At 67.9% G+C, this 15,735-nt stretch carries 18 protein-coding genes and 1 pseudogene; 10 read left to right on the top strand and 9 right to left on the bottom strand.

What is annotated here, in order from left to right:
- On the bottom strand, window positions 1-294 hold a 294-nt coding region (locus OCL97_RS21500; protein WP_377371748.1), incomplete at its 3' end, for a hypothetical protein.
- 85 nt (window positions 295-379) lie between these two features.
- Here OCL97_RS21500 and OCL97_RS21505 point away from each other — a divergent pair.
- The 3 genes from OCL97_RS21505 to OCL97_RS21515 are packed head-to-tail and all read left to right on the top strand — an operon-like array spanning window position 380 to window position 1,670.
- The gene (locus tag OCL97_RS21505; protein ID WP_377371750.1) at window positions 380-739 is read left to right on the top strand and encodes a hypothetical protein; all 360 of its coding nucleotides are present in this window, start codon (window positions 380-382) and stop codon (window positions 737-739) included.
- A gap of 2 nt (window positions 740-741) precedes the next feature.
- Entirely contained in the window at window positions 742-1,431 is a 690-nt protein-coding gene (locus OCL97_RS21510; protein ID WP_377371753.1) for a TerC family protein, read from the top strand.
- Window positions 1,432-1,442: 11 nt separating this feature from the next.
- The gene (locus OCL97_RS21515; RefSeq protein ID WP_377371754.1) at window positions 1,443-1,670 is read left to right on the top strand and encodes a hypothetical protein; all 228 of its coding nucleotides are present in this window, start codon (window positions 1,443-1,445) and stop codon (window positions 1,668-1,670) included.
- Between the two features lie 508 nt (window positions 1,671-2,178).
- Here the strand turns inward: OCL97_RS21515 and OCL97_RS21520 are convergent.
- Entirely contained in the window at window positions 2,179-2,988 is an 810-nt protein-coding gene (locus OCL97_RS21520) for an FkbM family methyltransferase (RefSeq protein WP_377371756.1), read from the bottom strand.
- Window positions 2,989-3,344: 356 nt separating this feature from the next.
- Complete coding sequence (locus tag OCL97_RS21525; protein WP_293492266.1) at window positions 3,345-3,482, bottom strand: hypothetical protein; 138 nt, start codon at window positions 3,480-3,482, stop codon at window positions 3,345-3,347.
- A 97-nt stretch (window positions 3,483-3,579) separates the two neighbouring features.
- On the opposite strand from OCL97_RS21525, the gene OCL97_RS21530 reads away from it, so the two are divergent.
- On the top strand, window positions 3,580-4,776 hold the full coding sequence (locus OCL97_RS21530; RefSeq protein WP_377371757.1) for a BaiN/RdsA family NAD(P)/FAD-dependent oxidoreductase: 1,197 nt from the start codon (window positions 3,580-3,582) through the stop codon (window positions 4,774-4,776).
- On the opposite strand, the gene OCL97_RS21535 is transcribed toward OCL97_RS21530, so the two are convergent.
- On the bottom strand, window positions 4,754-5,050 hold the full coding sequence (locus tag OCL97_RS21535; protein ID WP_377371758.1) for a hypothetical protein: 297 nt from the start codon (window positions 5,048-5,050) through the stop codon (window positions 4,754-4,756). The two genes, OCL97_RS21530 and OCL97_RS21535, sit on opposite strands and share 23 nt — an antisense overlap.
- A gap of 52 nt (window positions 5,051-5,102) precedes the next feature.
- The gene (locus tag OCL97_RS21540) at window positions 5,103-5,870 is read right to left on the bottom strand and encodes an SDR family oxidoreductase (RefSeq protein ID WP_377371759.1); all 768 of its coding nucleotides are present in this window, start codon (window positions 5,868-5,870) and stop codon (window positions 5,103-5,105) included.
- A gap of 177 nt (window positions 5,871-6,047) precedes the next feature.
- Here OCL97_RS21540 and OCL97_RS21545 point away from each other — a divergent pair, with 177 nt between their 5' ends.
- Window positions 6,048-6,791: an EcsC family protein gene (locus OCL97_RS21545; RefSeq protein ID WP_377371760.1), complete on the top strand. Its 744-nt coding sequence runs from the start codon at window positions 6,048-6,050 to the stop codon at window positions 6,789-6,791.
- Here OCL97_RS21545 and metG read toward each other — a convergent pair.
- On the bottom strand, window positions 6,788-8,596 hold the full coding sequence (gene metG, locus OCL97_RS21550; protein WP_377371761.1) for a methionine--tRNA ligase: 1,809 nt from the start codon (window positions 8,594-8,596) through the stop codon (window positions 6,788-6,790). The genes OCL97_RS21545 and metG overlap by 4 nt on opposite strands.
- 169 nt (window positions 8,597-8,765) lie before the next feature.
- Between metG and OCL97_RS21555 the strand changes: the two genes are divergently transcribed.
- Window positions 8,766-9,200, top strand: coding sequence for a DUF1761 domain-containing protein (locus OCL97_RS21555; protein WP_377371762.1), 435 nt, complete (start codon window positions 8,766-8,768; stop codon window positions 9,198-9,200).
- On the opposite strand, the gene OCL97_RS21560 is transcribed toward OCL97_RS21555, so the two are convergent.
- Window positions 9,197-10,336, bottom strand: a complete 1,140-nt coding sequence (locus OCL97_RS21560) for an aminotransferase class I/II-fold pyridoxal phosphate-dependent enzyme (RefSeq protein ID WP_377371763.1) — start codon at window positions 10,334-10,336, stop codon at window positions 9,197-9,199. The two genes, OCL97_RS21555 and OCL97_RS21560, sit on opposite strands and share 4 nt — an antisense overlap.
- A pseudogene (locus OCL97_RS21565) lies at window positions 10,336-10,688 on the bottom strand (DMT family protein). The gene OCL97_RS21560 and the pseudogene OCL97_RS21565 overlap by 1 nt, the downstream one beginning before the upstream one ends.
- Before the next feature lie 91 nt (window positions 10,689-10,779).
- Between OCL97_RS21565 and OCL97_RS21570 the strand changes: the two are divergent.
- From OCL97_RS21570 to OCL97_RS21585, 4 genes are read left to right on the top strand one after another with little or no spacing between them, the layout of a single operon-like run.
- Complete coding sequence (locus OCL97_RS21570; protein ID WP_377371764.1) at window positions 10,780-11,883, top strand: polyamine ABC transporter substrate-binding protein; 1,104 nt, start codon at window positions 10,780-10,782, stop codon at window positions 11,881-11,883.
- A complete protein-coding gene (locus tag OCL97_RS21575) occupies window positions 11,880-13,043 on the top strand; it encodes an ABC transporter ATP-binding protein (RefSeq protein ID WP_377371765.1) in 1,164 nt (387 codons plus the stop codon). Before OCL97_RS21570 ends, OCL97_RS21575 begins: the two co-directional genes overlap by 4 nt.
- Window positions 13,040-13,936, top strand: coding sequence for an ABC transporter permease (locus OCL97_RS21580; protein WP_304781248.1), 897 nt, complete (start codon window positions 13,040-13,042; stop codon window positions 13,934-13,936). The genes OCL97_RS21575 and OCL97_RS21580 overlap by 4 nt, the downstream gene beginning before the upstream one ends.
- Complete coding sequence (locus OCL97_RS21585) at window positions 13,933-14,727, top strand: ABC transporter permease (RefSeq protein WP_377371766.1); 795 nt, start codon at window positions 13,933-13,935, stop codon at window positions 14,725-14,727. The genes OCL97_RS21580 and OCL97_RS21585 overlap by 4 nt, the downstream gene beginning before the upstream one ends.
- 68 nt (window positions 14,728-14,795) lie before the next feature.
- Here OCL97_RS21585 and OCL97_RS21590 read toward each other — a convergent pair.
- Window positions 14,796-15,735 (bottom strand): amidase (locus tag OCL97_RS21590; RefSeq protein WP_377371767.1); only part of this gene is annotated, 940 nt, incomplete at its 5' end.

Consider the following 15,735-nt stretch of genomic DNA (forward strand, 5'->3'; position numbering starts at 1 on the left):
CACGGGCACGCCGACAATCATGGCCACGACAGCCATGCGGCCGACGATCACGGCCACGGGGCGCACGACGACCACGCAGCGCACGATGCCCACGGTCACGCCGAGGCTCACGACAGTCATGGCCACGGCGCCCACGCGGCCCATGACGACCATGGCCACGCAGCGCACGATGACCATGCCGGCGCCCACGCCGTCGCTCACGATGACCACGGTCACGCCCCGGCCCAGGGACATGACGATCACGGTCACGGCGCTGCCCATGGCCATGACGCGCATCACAAGCAGCCCGAGCACGCCCACTAGGGCCGCCCTCCCTCCCCGCGCTGGGGAGGGAGAAGCTCGCCTTGCCCCGGGTGGCGGGTCGCGGCATTGAGAGGCGATGCTGCTCGCTGTCCCGCACCTGCCCGCCGCCGGGGGCCTCACCGCTCTCTTCCGGGTGGCCATGTTCGACCTGCCGCTGGTCTGCGGTCGCGCCTTGGCGATCGGACTGTCGGACGCCGGTCCGCCAGGGAATCAGCGGCGCAGGGCCCCCAGCTGGATCGCCAAGTTGCTGAAGTTGCGCAGGCTCGGCATCTTGGGCCTGGCCGGCGCATTTTCCGGGGCGCTGCATACGATCTGGAAAGGTCACCGCACCGTCGTGGTCGACCTCGGGCGTGTCGGCGCCTATAACGCCCCTCTGCCAGCCCCCCTCGCCATCACGCCCGACGAAGTCGCGGCCCACTACGCCGGACGGAACTAGCCATGGAAACTCTCTTCAGCCCCGACGTCCTGGCGGCCGGCTCCGCCTTCCTGCAGGTCATGATGATCGACCTGGTCCTGGCCGGCGACAACGCCGTGGCCGTGGGCCTGGCCGCCGGCGGGCTGCCGGCGGAGCAGCGGCGCAAGGTGATCATGTGGGGCCTCGCCGCCGCTGTGGTCATGCGGATCGGTTTCGCCCTGATCACCACCCAGCTGCTCGGGATCATCGGCCTGCTGTTCGGCGGCGGGATCCTGCTGCTCTGGGTCTGCTGGAAGATGTGGCGCGAGATGCGCGAGCAGGCCACCCACGCCCAGGCCGAGGCGATCTCCGAAAACCCGCCCGAGCGCGAGGCCAAGACCTTCAAGGCCGCCTTCCTGCAGATCCTGATCGCCGACCTCTCCATGAGCCTGGACAACGTCCTGGCCGTGGCCGGCGCGGCGCGCGAACACCCCTCGGTGCTGGTGTTCGGCCTGATCTTCTCGATCGCCCTGATGGGGATCGCCGCCAGCTGGATCGCCAACCTGCTGCAGCGCTATCGCTGGATCGGATATGTGGGCCTGGTGATCGTGCTCTACGTCGCCCTGCACATGATGTGGGAAGGTCACCGCGACGCCATCCAGCGCCTGGGCTACACCCCGGCCTACAACGCCGCGGCGCCGGACTTCCTGGACATCAAACCCGGGAAACACTGACCGCGCGACGGATGACCGAACTCTATCCTGCGGATCGGCACGAACCACTGAGCGCCCTGCCTTGGGAGGCCGGCGCCGCGCGAGCAGAGATCGAGCTGATCGTCACCGACGCACGGGCCAGCGTAGACGACCGCGGCCTGTGGGCGACCCACCCGAAGGACAGGGACGATGGCTCGCCGCGCCTGACGGATCTCTACTTCGGCGCGGGCGCGGCTAGCCCCCTCGCCGGTCATCGCTGACGCCCTGGCTGAAGTCATCGCTGCCAACACCCATGACCCGGCGCAGGAGCTCATGTGGGGCGCGCCGGGCACTCTGCTGGCGGCGCTTCAAATGCATCGCGCAACGGGTGAGGCCCGATGGGTCGACCTATTTTCGCGCGGGCGCACAGGCGTTGGAGGCGACCATTGTTCGCGTGCCGGATTTGCCAACGCTGATCTGGACCCAGGACCTCTACGGCGCTCAGCGTCAGCACTTCGGTCTGGTGCACGGCTTTGCGGGGAACGCCTTCGTCCTGATCCAAGGCCGCGAGCTGCTGCCCGCCAAGAGCTGGACGCGCTGGTCGCCGCGATTGGCGGCAACGCTGGCGGCGAGCGCCACTCATGGGGACGACGGTGTCAACTGGACAGCCGGGGTCGGCCCCAGCCGACCGGGCCGCATCGGACCGGTTCAGGCCTGCCACGGCGCGTACAGTCCGGGAGGGAGCCTAGCGCGCCGTCAGGCGGCCCGTTCCGCTTCCGGACCCGTCGTTCAGAAGCCGAACCGGGCGAGATAGGGGTAGTGTTTTAGCCCGACTGGTCGCGGCGAACGGTCTGCCACTTCGGGCATAATCCACGGTGGCTCGCGGCCGTCGGGCATGGCGAGGATGTTGAAGTCCCCGCGCGTCAGCATTGAAGGATCGCCGGAGCGACTGGTCTGCCGGGTGACAAACGGGGCCAGGAACCACCACAACCGATAGCCGGCGGAGAGGAACATCTCCATCACCACCCGGTTTCCCGGCGTGTCGCTTCCCGATTCAACAATCCAGACCGGCCGGATGTCCCTGAGGACCGACTTGGCGCCGATCATCACCTGGTTTTCGTAACCCTCGACATCGATCTTTATGACCGTCGTGTCCCGCGGGGTGATGGCGTCCAGTGTGGTCATTTGCACCACCTCCTCCGGGTAGCGCCCCGCGAGATGAAATCCCGAGGTGCCGAGGTTGGTCACCTCCGACAGCGGCACCATTGGGAATTTGGCGAGGCGCCGAACTTCACCGACGGCGGCGTGGTGAACCTGGACATTGTAGAGGCGATTGTTGAGGGCGTTGGTAGCCAGCAGGCCCGCGAGGTCGCGATTGGCCTCGATCGCGATGACCCGCCCCCCAGCTTGCGCGACAGGGAGGGCGATCGATCCGAGGTTTGCGCCGACATCCACATAGGCGCCGCCGCCGACCAGCTCGGCGATCAACTCCACCTCGGGCCTGGCGAACTCGCCGAACTCACGGAGCGCCCTGCTGACACCCGTGTCGGCGGTGGGCACCAGCCAGTCGAGCCCATAGGCGGTCGTTGTCTCAAGCATGGCGTGTGTTCCCCCCATCCGGCCTAACAGAACCAACGGCAGAGGCGAAGCCTGGCGAACGCTCGGCGGCCCCGAAAGCAGAACGGCGCGCCAAGTCCGGGAGGGAACCTGGCGCGCCGGGGGTCGGACGTCGCGTTGAGGGACGGGAATTGACGTCCGGCCTTGATTTGCACAATGGCGGTGTGCGCTTGAACCTTGGCTGAACGAGGCTTGGCGCCGGCCGTTCACAATCCCGGGGAACCAAGCTGAGCCATTAGCGTTGGAGGTCTAGCGACGAGCCCCAACACTCCAGTCGCGGGCAGGAAAGTCCCCGACCCATGTCCCCCGGGGATTTTCCTGCGATGCGGGACGTCTCCCTACTTCTTCAAGTCCGGCCGCGAGGCCAGGAACGCGGCCTTTTCCGCCGCGGTCAGCACCTTGCCAGGCTTCATGCGGGCGACCTTGGGGGTCGGCGGCGCATAGGTGCGGGGGTTATCCTTGGACGGTGGTTTCATGATGGGGCCCCTGCTTTGGACTTCCACCATCGCACATTCCCACACGGTCGGGCGACAGTTTGCGGACGCGGAACGCGGCCTCGGCTAAACCCCTGCCATGGACGAAACGGTTGCGGTGATCGGCGGTGGGCCGGCGGGTCTGATGGCCGCCGAGGTGCTGAGCGCCGCGGGTCGGTCGGTCACGGTCTATGAGCGCATGCCGAGCCTGGGACGGAAGTTCCTGATGGCCGGCCGAGGCGGGCTGAACCTGACCCACTCCGAGGACTTCCGCCCCTTCCTCGGTCGCTATGGCGCGGCGGGAAAGATGCTGAAGCTGCTGCTGGAGGCCTTCACACCCGGTGACCTGATCGCCTGGGCCGAGGGCTTGGGTCAGGCGACCTTCGTGGGGTCCAGCGGCCGGGTGTTTCCCGCGAGCCTGAAGGCCTCCCCCCTGCTCCGCGCCTGGCTGGCCCGGCTGGACGCGCAGGGCGTGAGGTTCCGAACCCGCATGACCTGGCGCGGCTGGACCGAGGATGGTGCGCTGCTGTTTGAGAACGGCGAGACGGCCCGCCCGTCCGCCACCGTCCTGGCCCTGGGCGGAGCCAGCTGGGCCAAGCTGGGTTCCGACGGGGCCTGGGCGACGGTCCTGGCCCGCCAAGGCGTTGAACTGGCGCCCTTCGAGCCGGCCAACGGCGGCTTCACCTTGGACTGGAGCCCGGTCTTCCGGGAGCGGTTCGCTGGCCAGCCCCTGAAGGCCATCGCCGTCACCCATGGCCGCCGCACGGTGCGCGGCGAGGCCGTTGTAGCCAGCTATGGCATTGAGGGCGGCGTGATCTACGCCCTCTCCTCCGATCTCCGTGCGGCGATCACGGCTGACGGGTCGACCACTATCGAGGTCGACCTGCGCCCGGACCTGACGACAGCGCAACTCGCGGCCCGCCTGAACCGCCCGCGCGGCGGTCAGTCGGCGGCCACCTTCCTGCGCAAGGCCGCCAATCTCTCGCCCCTGGAGATCAACCTGCTGCGGGAGGCGCACGGCGTGGCCCTGCCTACCGACCTGGCCGCCGCCATCAAGCGCGCACCGCTCAAGCTGACGGGATTACAGGGTCTTGCGCGGGCAATCTCCACAGCGGGCGGGGTACGTCTCGACGCCGTGGATGAGCACCTGATGCTGAAGGCGTGCACGGACGTCTATGTGGCTGGCGAGATGCTGGACTGGGAGGCGCCCACCGGGGGCTACCTGCTGCAGGCCTGCTTCGCCACCGGCGCTGCGGCGGCCCGCGCCATCCTGGCTAAACGGTCAGGTGCGGAATGATCCAGCGGCGGGGATACTGCCAACCCAGCGCACGAACCTGACCGTCGGCCAGGCCAAGGCTCTTCATCATGGTGGCCGGGACCTGGCTGATGGCCTGGACCGGCTCAAGCCCGTCCACCGGGCTGGAGGCGACGATGCCCGCCTTCAGCGCATGGTCGACGCCGGTCCACTCGGCCTTGGCGCGGTCCTCGTGACCGACCGCGAAGTAGTGGCGCAGGAAGGCCTTCTCCTCCGGAGCCTGCACCATCACGCCGATCAGCCAACCGCCCGCCATGCCGACCCTGATAGGGCCGATAAGGCGGGCGGCCAATAGCTAGAACGGCGAGCTAGAACTCGGCCGAACCACCGTCGCAGGGGACGGTCGTCCCCGTGGTGTAGGCCGAGGCCCGCGAGGACAGGAAGATCGCCACCCCGGCGATGTCTTCCGGCGTGCCGATGCGCCCGCGCGGGTTGCCCTTGGCGATGGCGTCGCCGGCGCGGGCCAGGGTCGCGGCCATCATGTGGCTGGGGAAAGGCCCCGGGGCGATGGCGTTGACGCAGATGTGCTCAGGCGCGAGGCGCTTGGCCAGGTGGCGGGTCAGCATGATGCAGCCGGCCTTGGAGGTGGAGTAGGAATAGGTCTCCAGGCCGGGGGGCTCGATGCCGTTCACCGAGGCGATGTTGATCACCCGGGCGGGGTCCTCGTGGGTGGCGGCGGCGCGCAGTTGCGGCAGCAGCTTCTGGGTCAGGAAGAAGACCGACTTGGTGTTGAGGTCCACCACCTTGTCCCAGCCGCTCTCCGGGAACTCGTCGATGGGCGCGCCCCAGGTGGCGCCGGCGTTGTTGACCAGGACGTGGAGCTTGTCTTCCCGCTCGGCGACGGCCGCAGCCAGGCCCTCGATGCCGGCCATGCCCCCCAGGTCGAAGGGCAGAGAGATGCAAGTCCCGTATTCCGACAGCTCCTCGGCCACCCGGTCGCAGACCTCGGCCTTGCGCGAGGAGATGTACACCTTGGCGCCGTTCTCGACATAGCCGCGGGCGATCATCTCGCCGATGCCGCGGCTCCCGCCGGTGACCAGAACGACCTTGCCTTCAACGCTGAACAGATTGCGCAATGGAGCTTCCTCGCGAAACGAATGATCGGCGTCAACGCGCCGTTGAATGCGGACTTTATGGCGAGGGTTACCGCGGGAGGCGAGGCCTTTCCGCGCGGTCGGGGTGTTTTTCGAGTTGGGGGTATGGTGTCGCGAGCGGGCTTGCGGCTCGGCGATCTCCCGTTCACACCGCTCGCCATGAGTGAGATTTCAGACGTCGCCTATGACGCCCAGGTCCTGGCCGAGATGGCGGCCTGGCGCGAGCGCGTGCTCCGGCCCGCTGGCGCCTTCGATAAGGCCGCGCGCAATGTGCAGGACCGCATCAACAACCTGATCCCGGAGAAGGTGCACGGCGTCATCACCGGCGCCATGGAGCAGATGACCCGGGCCATCCTGACCGGAGCCGACTACACCAGCCCGCCGCCTGTCGAGGGCGCCACCCTGCGGGCGCGCGAGGCCCAGGCCCGCGACAAGATCATGGCCTGGCGCACCACCGCCGCGGCCGAGGGCGGGGTGGCCGGGGCCGGCGGTTTCCTGCTGGCGGCGGCCGACTTTCCGGTGCTGATCGGACTGAAGATCAAGCTGCTGTTTGATTTGGCGGCGATCTACGGCCATTCCGGCGACGATCTGGCCGAGCGGCTCTACATCCTGCGCATCTTCAGCCTGGCCTTCTCCAGCGCCTCGCGCCGGCCCGAGGCCTATGGGGCCCTGGCCGACTGGGACAGCGCCCGGGCCATGGCGGCCGGCGGCCTGGAAAGCCTCGACTGGCGCCGGTTCCAGCAGGAGTACCGGGATTACATCGACCTGGCCAAGCTGGCCCAGATGATCCCGGTGATCGGCGCGCCGGTGGGCGCCTTCGTCAACTACCGCCTGCTGGACCGCCTCGGCGAGACGGCGATGAACGCCTATCGGATGCGGTGGTTCGCTGAGGCCCAAGCCTAGGCCTCAGCCTCGGCCGGCTCGGGTCCGCCGAAGCGTTCCAGCCAGGCGGCGACCTGATCGTTCTCGATCTTCTTGAACAGCACCTCCGGGGCTTCGACCTTGCGCCCAGCGGGCAGGATGTCGAGGACACCCTCCCCAGTTGGCCATTTGCCGGGGAAGGCCTCACCCACACCGCCGGCGATCTTCTCGGCCGCGAAGGGGATGAAGGGTTCGGAGACCTTGGCGAACAGGGCCACCAGGTTCAGGCCGGTACGCACCGCGACCGCCGCGCGGGCGGGGTCGGTCTTGATGGCGGTCCACGGGGCGGCCTCGGTCAGGTACTGGTTGCCCAGCACCCAGAGCTGCCGCAGGGCTTGCGTCGCCTTGCGGAAGTCGATGGCCTCCATCTGCTCGTTCAGTTCGGCGAGCTTGGCCGCGACGTCAGCGTGCAGCTTGTCCTCCAGCGGGCCGGGCTCGCCGCCCTCAGGGACCACGCCCTCGAAGCGCGTCTCGGTGAACTTCAGGATGCGGTTGACGAAGTTGCCCAGCACGTCGGCCAGGTCGGCGTTCACCTGGGCCTGGAACTGCTCCCAGGTGAACATGGTGTCGCTGCTCTCGGGCGCGTTGGCCATGATCCACCAGCGCCAATAGTCGGCGGGCAGGATCTCAAGCGCCGCGTCGATGAACACCCCGCGCTGGTGGGTGGTGGAGAACCGGCCGCCGTAATAGTTGAGCCAGTTGAAGCCCTTGAGGGTGTCCACCAGCTTCCAGGGCGCATTGGAGGACGGCCGCCACGAGCCATCGGCGTTCTTCGTCTCGTTGGAGCCGAACAGGGTGCAGGGGAAGCCCACGGTGTGGAAAGGCACGTTGTCCTTGCCCATGAACTCCACGTAGCTGACGTCATCGGCCGCCGGGCCGCGCCACCAGCTTTCGTACTCGGCCTCGCTGGCCGGGTCGGCGCCCGGTTTGGCGGCCGACCATTCCCAGGTCGCGCCAATGTACTCGATGGGGGCGTCGAACCAGACGTAGAACACCTTGCCCGCGAGACCCGCCACGTCGGGACGCTCGCCCGCCGGGTTGGGCCCCCAGTCGGCGGCGTTGACCGGCACGCCCCATTCCAGGTCTCGGGTGATACCGCGATCCTGCAGCCCCTCGTCCAGCCATTTCAGCGCCGTGGAGGTGACCAGGACCGGCCACTTGCCCTTCTTGCCGGTGATCCAGTCGCGCAGCTTGCCGTCGAAGGCGGTCTGTTTGAGGAACAGGTGCAGGCTGTCGCGGATCTCGATGTCCCCCGAGCCCGAGACCGAGGAGCGCGGTTGGATCAGGTCGACCGGGTCGAGCTGGCGGGTGCAGTTGTCGCACTGGTCGCCGCGGGCGGCGTTGTAGCCGCAGTGCGGGCAGGTGCCGACCACATAGCGGTCGGGCAGGAAGCGCTTGTCGGCGTTGGAATAGACCTGCTTGGTGACCCGGCCTTCGATGAAGCCGGCCTCCCACAGCCCCTGGGCGAAGCGCTGGGTCAGGGTGCGGTTCTCGACCGACGACGAACGGCCGAAATGGTCGAAGCTGATGCCGAAGCCGGCATAGAGGTCCCGCTGGATCTGGTGCTGGTCGTCGCAATAGGACCGCACGTCCTGGCCCAGGGCCGCGGCGCCCAGCTCGGCCGGCGTGCCATGCTCGTCGGTGGCGCAGATGTAGAGAGTCTCCCGGCCCCGCGACCGCTGGAACCGGGCATAGACGTCGGCCGGCAGCATGGAGCCCGCCAGGTTCCCCAGGTGCTTGATCCCATTGATGTAGGGCAAGGCCGAGGTGATGAGGATGCGGGACATGGCGGAACTCGAAATGAGGAGCGGCGGTAAGCGCGGCTTATAGGGCGCCCTATCGGGTTTCCCCAAGCCGCCCGCGCAAGAGGCTCCCGTCTTTCCCCGCGTCAAGCTTCAACATAACATCGGTATCCGATGTGGCCGTCAGAGCCGCACCGGCAGAAGGGAAGAGACAATGTTCAAGAACATCAACTGGATCGCCATCCTCATCTGCGTCGTCCTGCTGGAGGCCCTGGGCTTCCTCTGGTACGGCCCGGTGCTGGGCGAGGCCTGGAGCGCCGCCTATCGCGACTCCATCGGCCGCGAGCCAGACATGTCCAACATCGTAGTGACCCAGAGCCTGGGGGTGGTGAACACCCTGATCCTGGTGGTCGGCCTGGCCTGGGTCTTCGCCCGCACGGGGATCAATTCCCTGGCCGGCATCGGGGCGGCGGCGGCGGTGTGGTTCTTCTTCAACTTCACCACCATGGCCATCGAGTACCTCTATATGGGCCTGTATATGGGCCTGCTCCCGAACCTGGTGATCATCAACATGGGCTATCAGTTGGTGGCCTACCTGGTGGCCGGCGCAGTGCTCGGCCTGATGCCGCGTCGGGCGAAGGCGGCCTAGGTCTTCGCCGCCCGCGCCGCAAACCAGGGGATCAGGCGGCCGATCGCCTCCTCGATCTGCGGCGTCGAGACCGCGAAGCTGAAGCGGATGAAGTGGCCGCCCTCCACGGGATCGAAGTCGAGCCCCGGGGCGGTGGCGACGCCGGTCTCACGCAGCAGGTCCTTGCAGAACCCCAGGCTGTCCTGGGTCAGGTGGCCGATGTCGGCATAGATGTAGAAGGCGCCGTCCGGCGGCGCGATCTGGGTCAGACCAAGCTTGGGCAGGGCCGTCAGCAGCAGGTCGCGGTTGGCGCGGTAGACCTCGACATTGGCGTCCAGCTCTTCGCGTTCGTCCATGGCCGCCAGGCCCACATGCTGGCTGAGCGAGGGCGCGGTCAGGAACAGGTTTCCGACATAGGCCCGGGCTCGCGACAGGTCCCGCGCCGGCGCCAGCAACCAGCCAAGACGCCAGCCCACCATGCTGAAATATTTGGAGAAGCTGTTCACCACCAGGGTGTCCGGCTCGAATTCCAGCATGGAGTGCGCAGGCCCCACATAGCTGAGGCCGTGATAGATCTCGTCGGAGACGATGCGGATGCCGCGCTCGCGGCAGACCCTGGCGATGGCCTCCAGCTCGGTGGCCTCAATGATGGTGCCGGTGGGATTGGCGGGACTCGCGACGATCACCCCGGCGGGGGCGGGATCCAGAGCCGCCAGGTGCGCGGCGGTAAGCTGGAACCGGCTCTCCGGACCGCAGGCGATCTCCACCGGCTCCATGTGCAGGGCCTTGAGCGTATTGCGGTAAGCCACGTAGCCGGGGCGCGCCAGGGCGACGCGGTCACCGGGATCGAAGACCGAGGCCAGGGCCAGGACCAGGGCGGGCGAGGCGCCGCAGGTCAGGATGATCCGCTCGGGCGCGACGGTGACGCCATAGGTTTCGAGATAGTGCCTGGCGATCCGGTCGCGTAGCGCAGCACTCTCCCAGTAGCCGCCGCGGTCGGCGTCCAGCATCTCGTGGCCCACGGCAATGGCCGCGTGCGGCGCCCCGGTGGACGGCTGGCCGAACTCCATGTGGATGATCGACGCGCCCTCGGCCTTGAGCTTGTGGGCGAGCGTGCTGATGCCGATGGCGTGGAAGGGGTCGATCTGCGCCGGCATCACAAAGGTCCCTTGAAGACGAAGAAGGCGCCGGCGGCGATCAGCAGGAACCCGATGGCGTGATTCCAGGTGAACCGCTCCCCCAGATATGCACCGAGAAGATGGCGAAGATCACCAGGGTGATCACCTCCTGCATCGCCTTCAGCTCCATGGGATCGTAGACCCCGCGCCCGATCCGGTTGGCCGGGACCGCCAGGCAGTACTCGAAGAAGGCGATCCCCCAGCTGGCCAGGATCAGCAGCCAGATCGGCCGGTGCTCCACCTTCAGGTGCCCGTACCAGGCGAAGGTCATGAAGACCTTGGAGGCGATCAGCAGCAGGATCGGGGCGATGGCCGCCGTGGTCATGGGCATGGGGGGCTCCGGCTCGGACGCACATCGATTTCGCACTTAACGCAGGCGACCGCAGCCCTATAACCTTGGCCGACGCAAAGGGGAGACGGCGATGAGGGGTTGGAGGAAGCGGCTGAGCGCGGCTGCGCTCGGGGTGGCGGCTCTGGTGCTGGGGTCCTGCGGCAAGGGCGGCGCCGAGACCCTGCACCTCTACAACTGGTCGGACTATATCGACCCGGCCATCCTCACCGACTTCACCAAGGAGACCGGGATCAAGGTCGTCTACGACACCTTTGATTCCAATGAGGTTCTTGAGACCAAGGTGCTACAGGGAAACACCGGCTACGACCTGGTGGTCCCCTCCAACCACAACGTCCCGCGCTACATTTCCGCCGGCGCCGTCCAGCCATTGGACAAGGCCCAGCTGAACGGGCTCGCCAACCTCTGGCCCGAGATCATGGAATACATGGAGCCCTTCGATCCGGGGGCGAAGTACGCCGTGCCCTACATGTGGGGCACCATCGGCATCGGCTACAACAAGGACGCCATCGCCAAGCGCCTGCCCGGCGTGGCCATCGACAGCTGGGATGTGGTCTTCAAGCCGGAGAACCTGGCCAAGCTGAAGGACTGCGGGGTCTACTGGCTCGACGCGTCCGAGGACATGTATGCCGTCGCCCTCAACTATCTGGGCCGGAACCCCAACTCCACCGACCTGGCGGACTACAAGGCGGCGACGGAGATGTTCCTGAAGGCCCGCCCCTATGTCCGCAAGTTCCACTCCTCCCAGTCCATCGAGGCCCTGGCCAACGGCGATATCTGCATCGCCATCGGCTATTCCGGCGACATGCTGCAGGCCAAGAGCCGCGCGGCCGAGGCCGGTGACAAGGTGCATCTCGACTATGTGGTGCCCAAGGAAGGCAGCCAGGTCTGGTTCGATGTCTTCACCATCCCCAAGGACGCCCCAAACCCCGCCGCCGCCTATAAATTCCTGAACTACATGCTGCGTCCGGAAGTGATCGCCCGGGCCTCGACCTTCACCGAGTACGCCAACGCCAACAAGGCGGCGACAGCGCTGGTCGATCCGGCGGTGCGGGACAATCCCAACGTCTATCCAACGCCGGACCAGCTCCACACGCTGTTCGTCACCGCCACCAAGGACCAGACCCTACTGCGCGACGTGAACCGCCAGTGGACCCGGGTGCAGACGGGCCAATGACCACCTCGCGGCGGCCGCGCCTGAACATCGGCGCTGTCCGCTCCAGCTTCGCGCCCTGGACCGATCCGAACCTGAAGCCGCTGGTGCGGTTCGAGGGCGTGACCAAGCGGTTCGGGACCGAGATCGCGGTGAACGACGTCTCGCTCTCGATCTATGAGAGCGAGTTCTTCGCTCTGCTCGGCCCGTCGGGCTGCGGCAAGACCACCCTGATGCGCCTGCTGGCCGGGTTCGAGACCCCGGACGCCGGCCGCATCACCCTGGCCGAGCAGGATCTGGCCGGCCGGCCGCCGCACCAGCGGCCGGTGAACATGATGTTCCAGTCCTACGCCCTGTTCCCCCACCTCTCGGTCGAACAGAACATCGCCTTTGGCCTGAAGCAGCAAGGGATGCCGAAGGAGCAGATCGCCCATCGCGTAGCGGAGATGCTGGAGCTCGTGCGCCTCAATGGCCTGGCGCGGCGCAAGCCGCACCAGCTTTCCGGCGGGCAGCGGCAGCGGGTGGCCCTGGCCCGCGCCATCGCCCCCAATCCCAGGATGCTGCTGCTGGATGAGCCCCTGGCCGCCCTGGACAAGAAGCTGCGCGAGGAGACCCAGTTCGAGCTCATCGCCCTGCAGCAGCGGCTGGGCATGACGTTCCTGATCGTCACCCATGACCAGGAAGAGGCCATGGTCACCGCCGACCGCATCGCGGTGATGCGCGAGGGCCAGATCGTGCAGATCGGCCGCCCCGCCGAGGTCTATGAGACCCCCAATTCCCGCTACGTGGCCGACTTCATCGGCGACGTGAACCTATTCGAGGGATCGGTCACGGCCGCCGACGGCAAGCTGGTGAAGATGACCACCGCCGACTGCCCGGCCGGGTTCGAGGCGCTGGAGGACGACGCGGTGGCCGTGGGCGCCACCGCCTGGCTCGGCGTGCGGCCGGAGAAGATCCAGCTTCACCTCGACCCGCCCAGGGACGGCCCCAACCGGATGGCCGGCAAGGTGGCCGACTATGGCTATCTCGGCGACTGGACCACCTATGTCGTGGAGCTGGAGAGCGGTCGCACCGTGCGCGCCGCGCGCGCCAACGCCTCCCGGCTGGTGGCGCGCCCCATCGCCTGCGACGACCCCGTCTGGCTGACCTTCACCCCCGACGCCGCCGTGGTGCTGACGCGGTGAGCGGCAGGTCCCGGACAGGCCTGGCCGCCCTCGCCCCCCTGCTGTGGCTGGGCGTCTTCTTCCTGTTCCCGTTCTTCCTGGTGGCCAAGCTGTCGCTGTCGGACACGGCCCTGGCCATGCCGCCCTATGCGCCCCGCGTCGACTGGAGCGCGGGGATCGAGGGCGTGCGGGCCTTCTTCGCCGCGCTGGACTTCGAAACCTATGCCCGGCTCACCAGCGACAGCCTCTATGTCGCCTCCTACCTGTCGAGCCTGAAGTTCGCGGCGGTGGCCACCGGCCTGCTGCTGATCATCGGCTATCCCATCGCCTACGGCATGTCGCGGTTCCCGCCCTCGCAGCGGCTGGCGTTGCTGATGGCGGTGATCCTGCCGTTCTGGACGAGCTTCCTGATCCGGGTCTACGCCTGGATCGCGCTGCTGAAGCCGCAGGGCCTGCTGAACGCAGCCCTGGCCCAGGTGGGCCTCGGCCCACTGAACATCCTCAACACCGACACCGCGGTCTATATCGGCCTGGTCTACGCCTACCTGCCCTTCATGGTTCTGCCGCTCTACGCGGTGCTGGAGAAGCAGGACCAGAGCCAGCTGGAGGCCGCCGCCGACCTCGGCTGCACGCCCTCCCAGGCCTTCTGGCGGGTGACCTTCCCGCTCTCCCTGCCCGGCGTCGGGGCCGGCGCCCTGCTCTGCTTCATCCCCATGGTGGGTGAGTTCGTGATCCCCGACCTGCTGGGGGGCTCGGGCACCTTGATGCTGGGCAAGACCATCTGGACGGAGTTCTTCGCCAACCGCGACTGGCCGGCCGCCTCGGCGGTGGCGATCGTGCTGCTGGCCACCCTGGTGATCCCCATCGTCCTGTATCAGCGCCAGCAGCAGAAGATGATCGAGGCCGGCCAATGAAGGGACCCTCCACCTTCAACCGGGCCTCGGTGGCGGCGGGGCTGGCCTTCCTCTACCTGCCCATCGTCCTGCTGGTGATCTACTCCTTCAACGCCAGCCGCCTGGTGACCGTCTGGGGCGGCTTCTCCACCAAGTGGTACGCGGCCCTGCTGCGGGACGACCAGCTGCTGGACGCCCTGGGCGTGACCCTCAGGGTCGGGCTGATCTCCGCCACCCTCGCCACCGTCCTCGGCACGCTGGCGGCCGTCGCCCTCGTGCGGTCGAGGCGCGGGCGGCTGCTGTTCTCGGGCATGATCTACGCGCCGCTGGTGATGCCCGAGGTGATCCTGGGGCTGTCCCTGCTGCTGCTGTTCGTGGCCTTTGGCCTGCCGCGCGGCTTCTGGACGGTGACGGTCAGCCACGCCACCGTCACCCTCTGCTACGCCACCGTGGTGGTCCAGGCCCGGCTGGTGAGCTTTGACAGGGCGCTGGAGGAGGCCGCCCGCGACCTGGGGTGCACGCCGGTCCAGGCCTTCTTCGCCGTCACCCTGCCCAATATCGCGCCCGCCGTGGCGGCGGCCTGGATGCTGGCCTTCACCCTGTCCCTGGACGACCTGGTGATCGCCAGCTTCACCTCAGGTCCGGGCGCCACCACCTTGCCGATGCGGATCTACAGCCAGGTGCGGCTCGGGGTCAGCCCGGAGATCAACGCGGTCTCCACCCTGCTGATCGGCCTGGTGGCCACCGGGATGATCGGGGCCTACCTGTTCCTGCAGCGGCGAGCCGGTGTCGCAGATTCAGGCGCCGCGTGAAGTCGTAGTCCGGCCCCACGCAGCTCATGCGTGGGTCGAACTATTCCTCACAACCCATTGAATAGGTTCTAGATCGGCGCGACGCGGTTGAACCAGGGTTTGGCCACCTCGAGCTGGCCGGCCAGGCGGAACAGGGTCGCCTCGTCCCCCATCCGCCCCACGAACTGCAGGCCGATGGGCAGGTTTGACTTCGACCAGGCGAGGGGCACGGACATGGCCGGCTGGCCGGTGTTGTTGAAAGCCTGGGTGTTGGGCATGAAGGCGAACAGCCGCTCGCTGAACCGGCGCAGATCCTCATGGAGATGGCCGATGGGGATGGCCGGGCTGCCCAGGGTCGAGAGCAACAGCACGTCGTAGGTCTCGAACAGCGCCGCCACCGCCCGGCCATAGGCATGGATCGCCGCCAGGCCGCGAACGTAACTGGCGCCGGTGACGCCAGCCCCACGTTGGGCCATGGCCCAGGTCAGCATCTCCACGTCGGCGTCAGTGACCGGGCGTCCCCGGCGCTCGGCCTCCGCGTCGAAGGTGGCTGCGACGCTGGCGGCGATGACGTCGCCCGCCGCCTGCTGCATGGCGGCCAAGTTTCCCGGCAGGGTCACCTCCTCCACCGTGTGGCCAAGGCTGGCGCACAGCTTGGCGGCGTCCACCACCGCCTGGGCGCATTCCGGATCCAGGGCGTCCGAGGCCAGGGCCGCGGTGGTGAAGCCGATGCGCAGGCTGCCGGGCGGGCGGGCGACCTCGTCGGCGTAAGGCCTGGAGGGCGCGGCCAGGTAATAGGGGTCGCCGGCCTGCGGCTGGCAGGCGATGTCAAGCAGGACGGCCGAGTCGCGAACCGAACGCGTGACCGCATGCTGGACCGAGGCGCCGCCCCACCCCTCCCCCAGCGGCGCGAAGGAAACCCGGCCCCGCGAAGGCTTCATGCCGAACAGGCCGCAGGCCGAGGCGGGCGTGCGGATCGAGCCGCCGCCGTCGCTGGCGTGGGCCCCGGGCAAGATCCCGGGCCCGACC

Source organism: Phenylobacterium ferrooxidans (genome assembly GCF_042714595.1).
GTDB classification, from domain to species: Bacteria; Pseudomonadota; Alphaproteobacteria; order Caulobacterales; family Caulobacteraceae; genus Phenylobacterium; species Phenylobacterium ferrooxidans.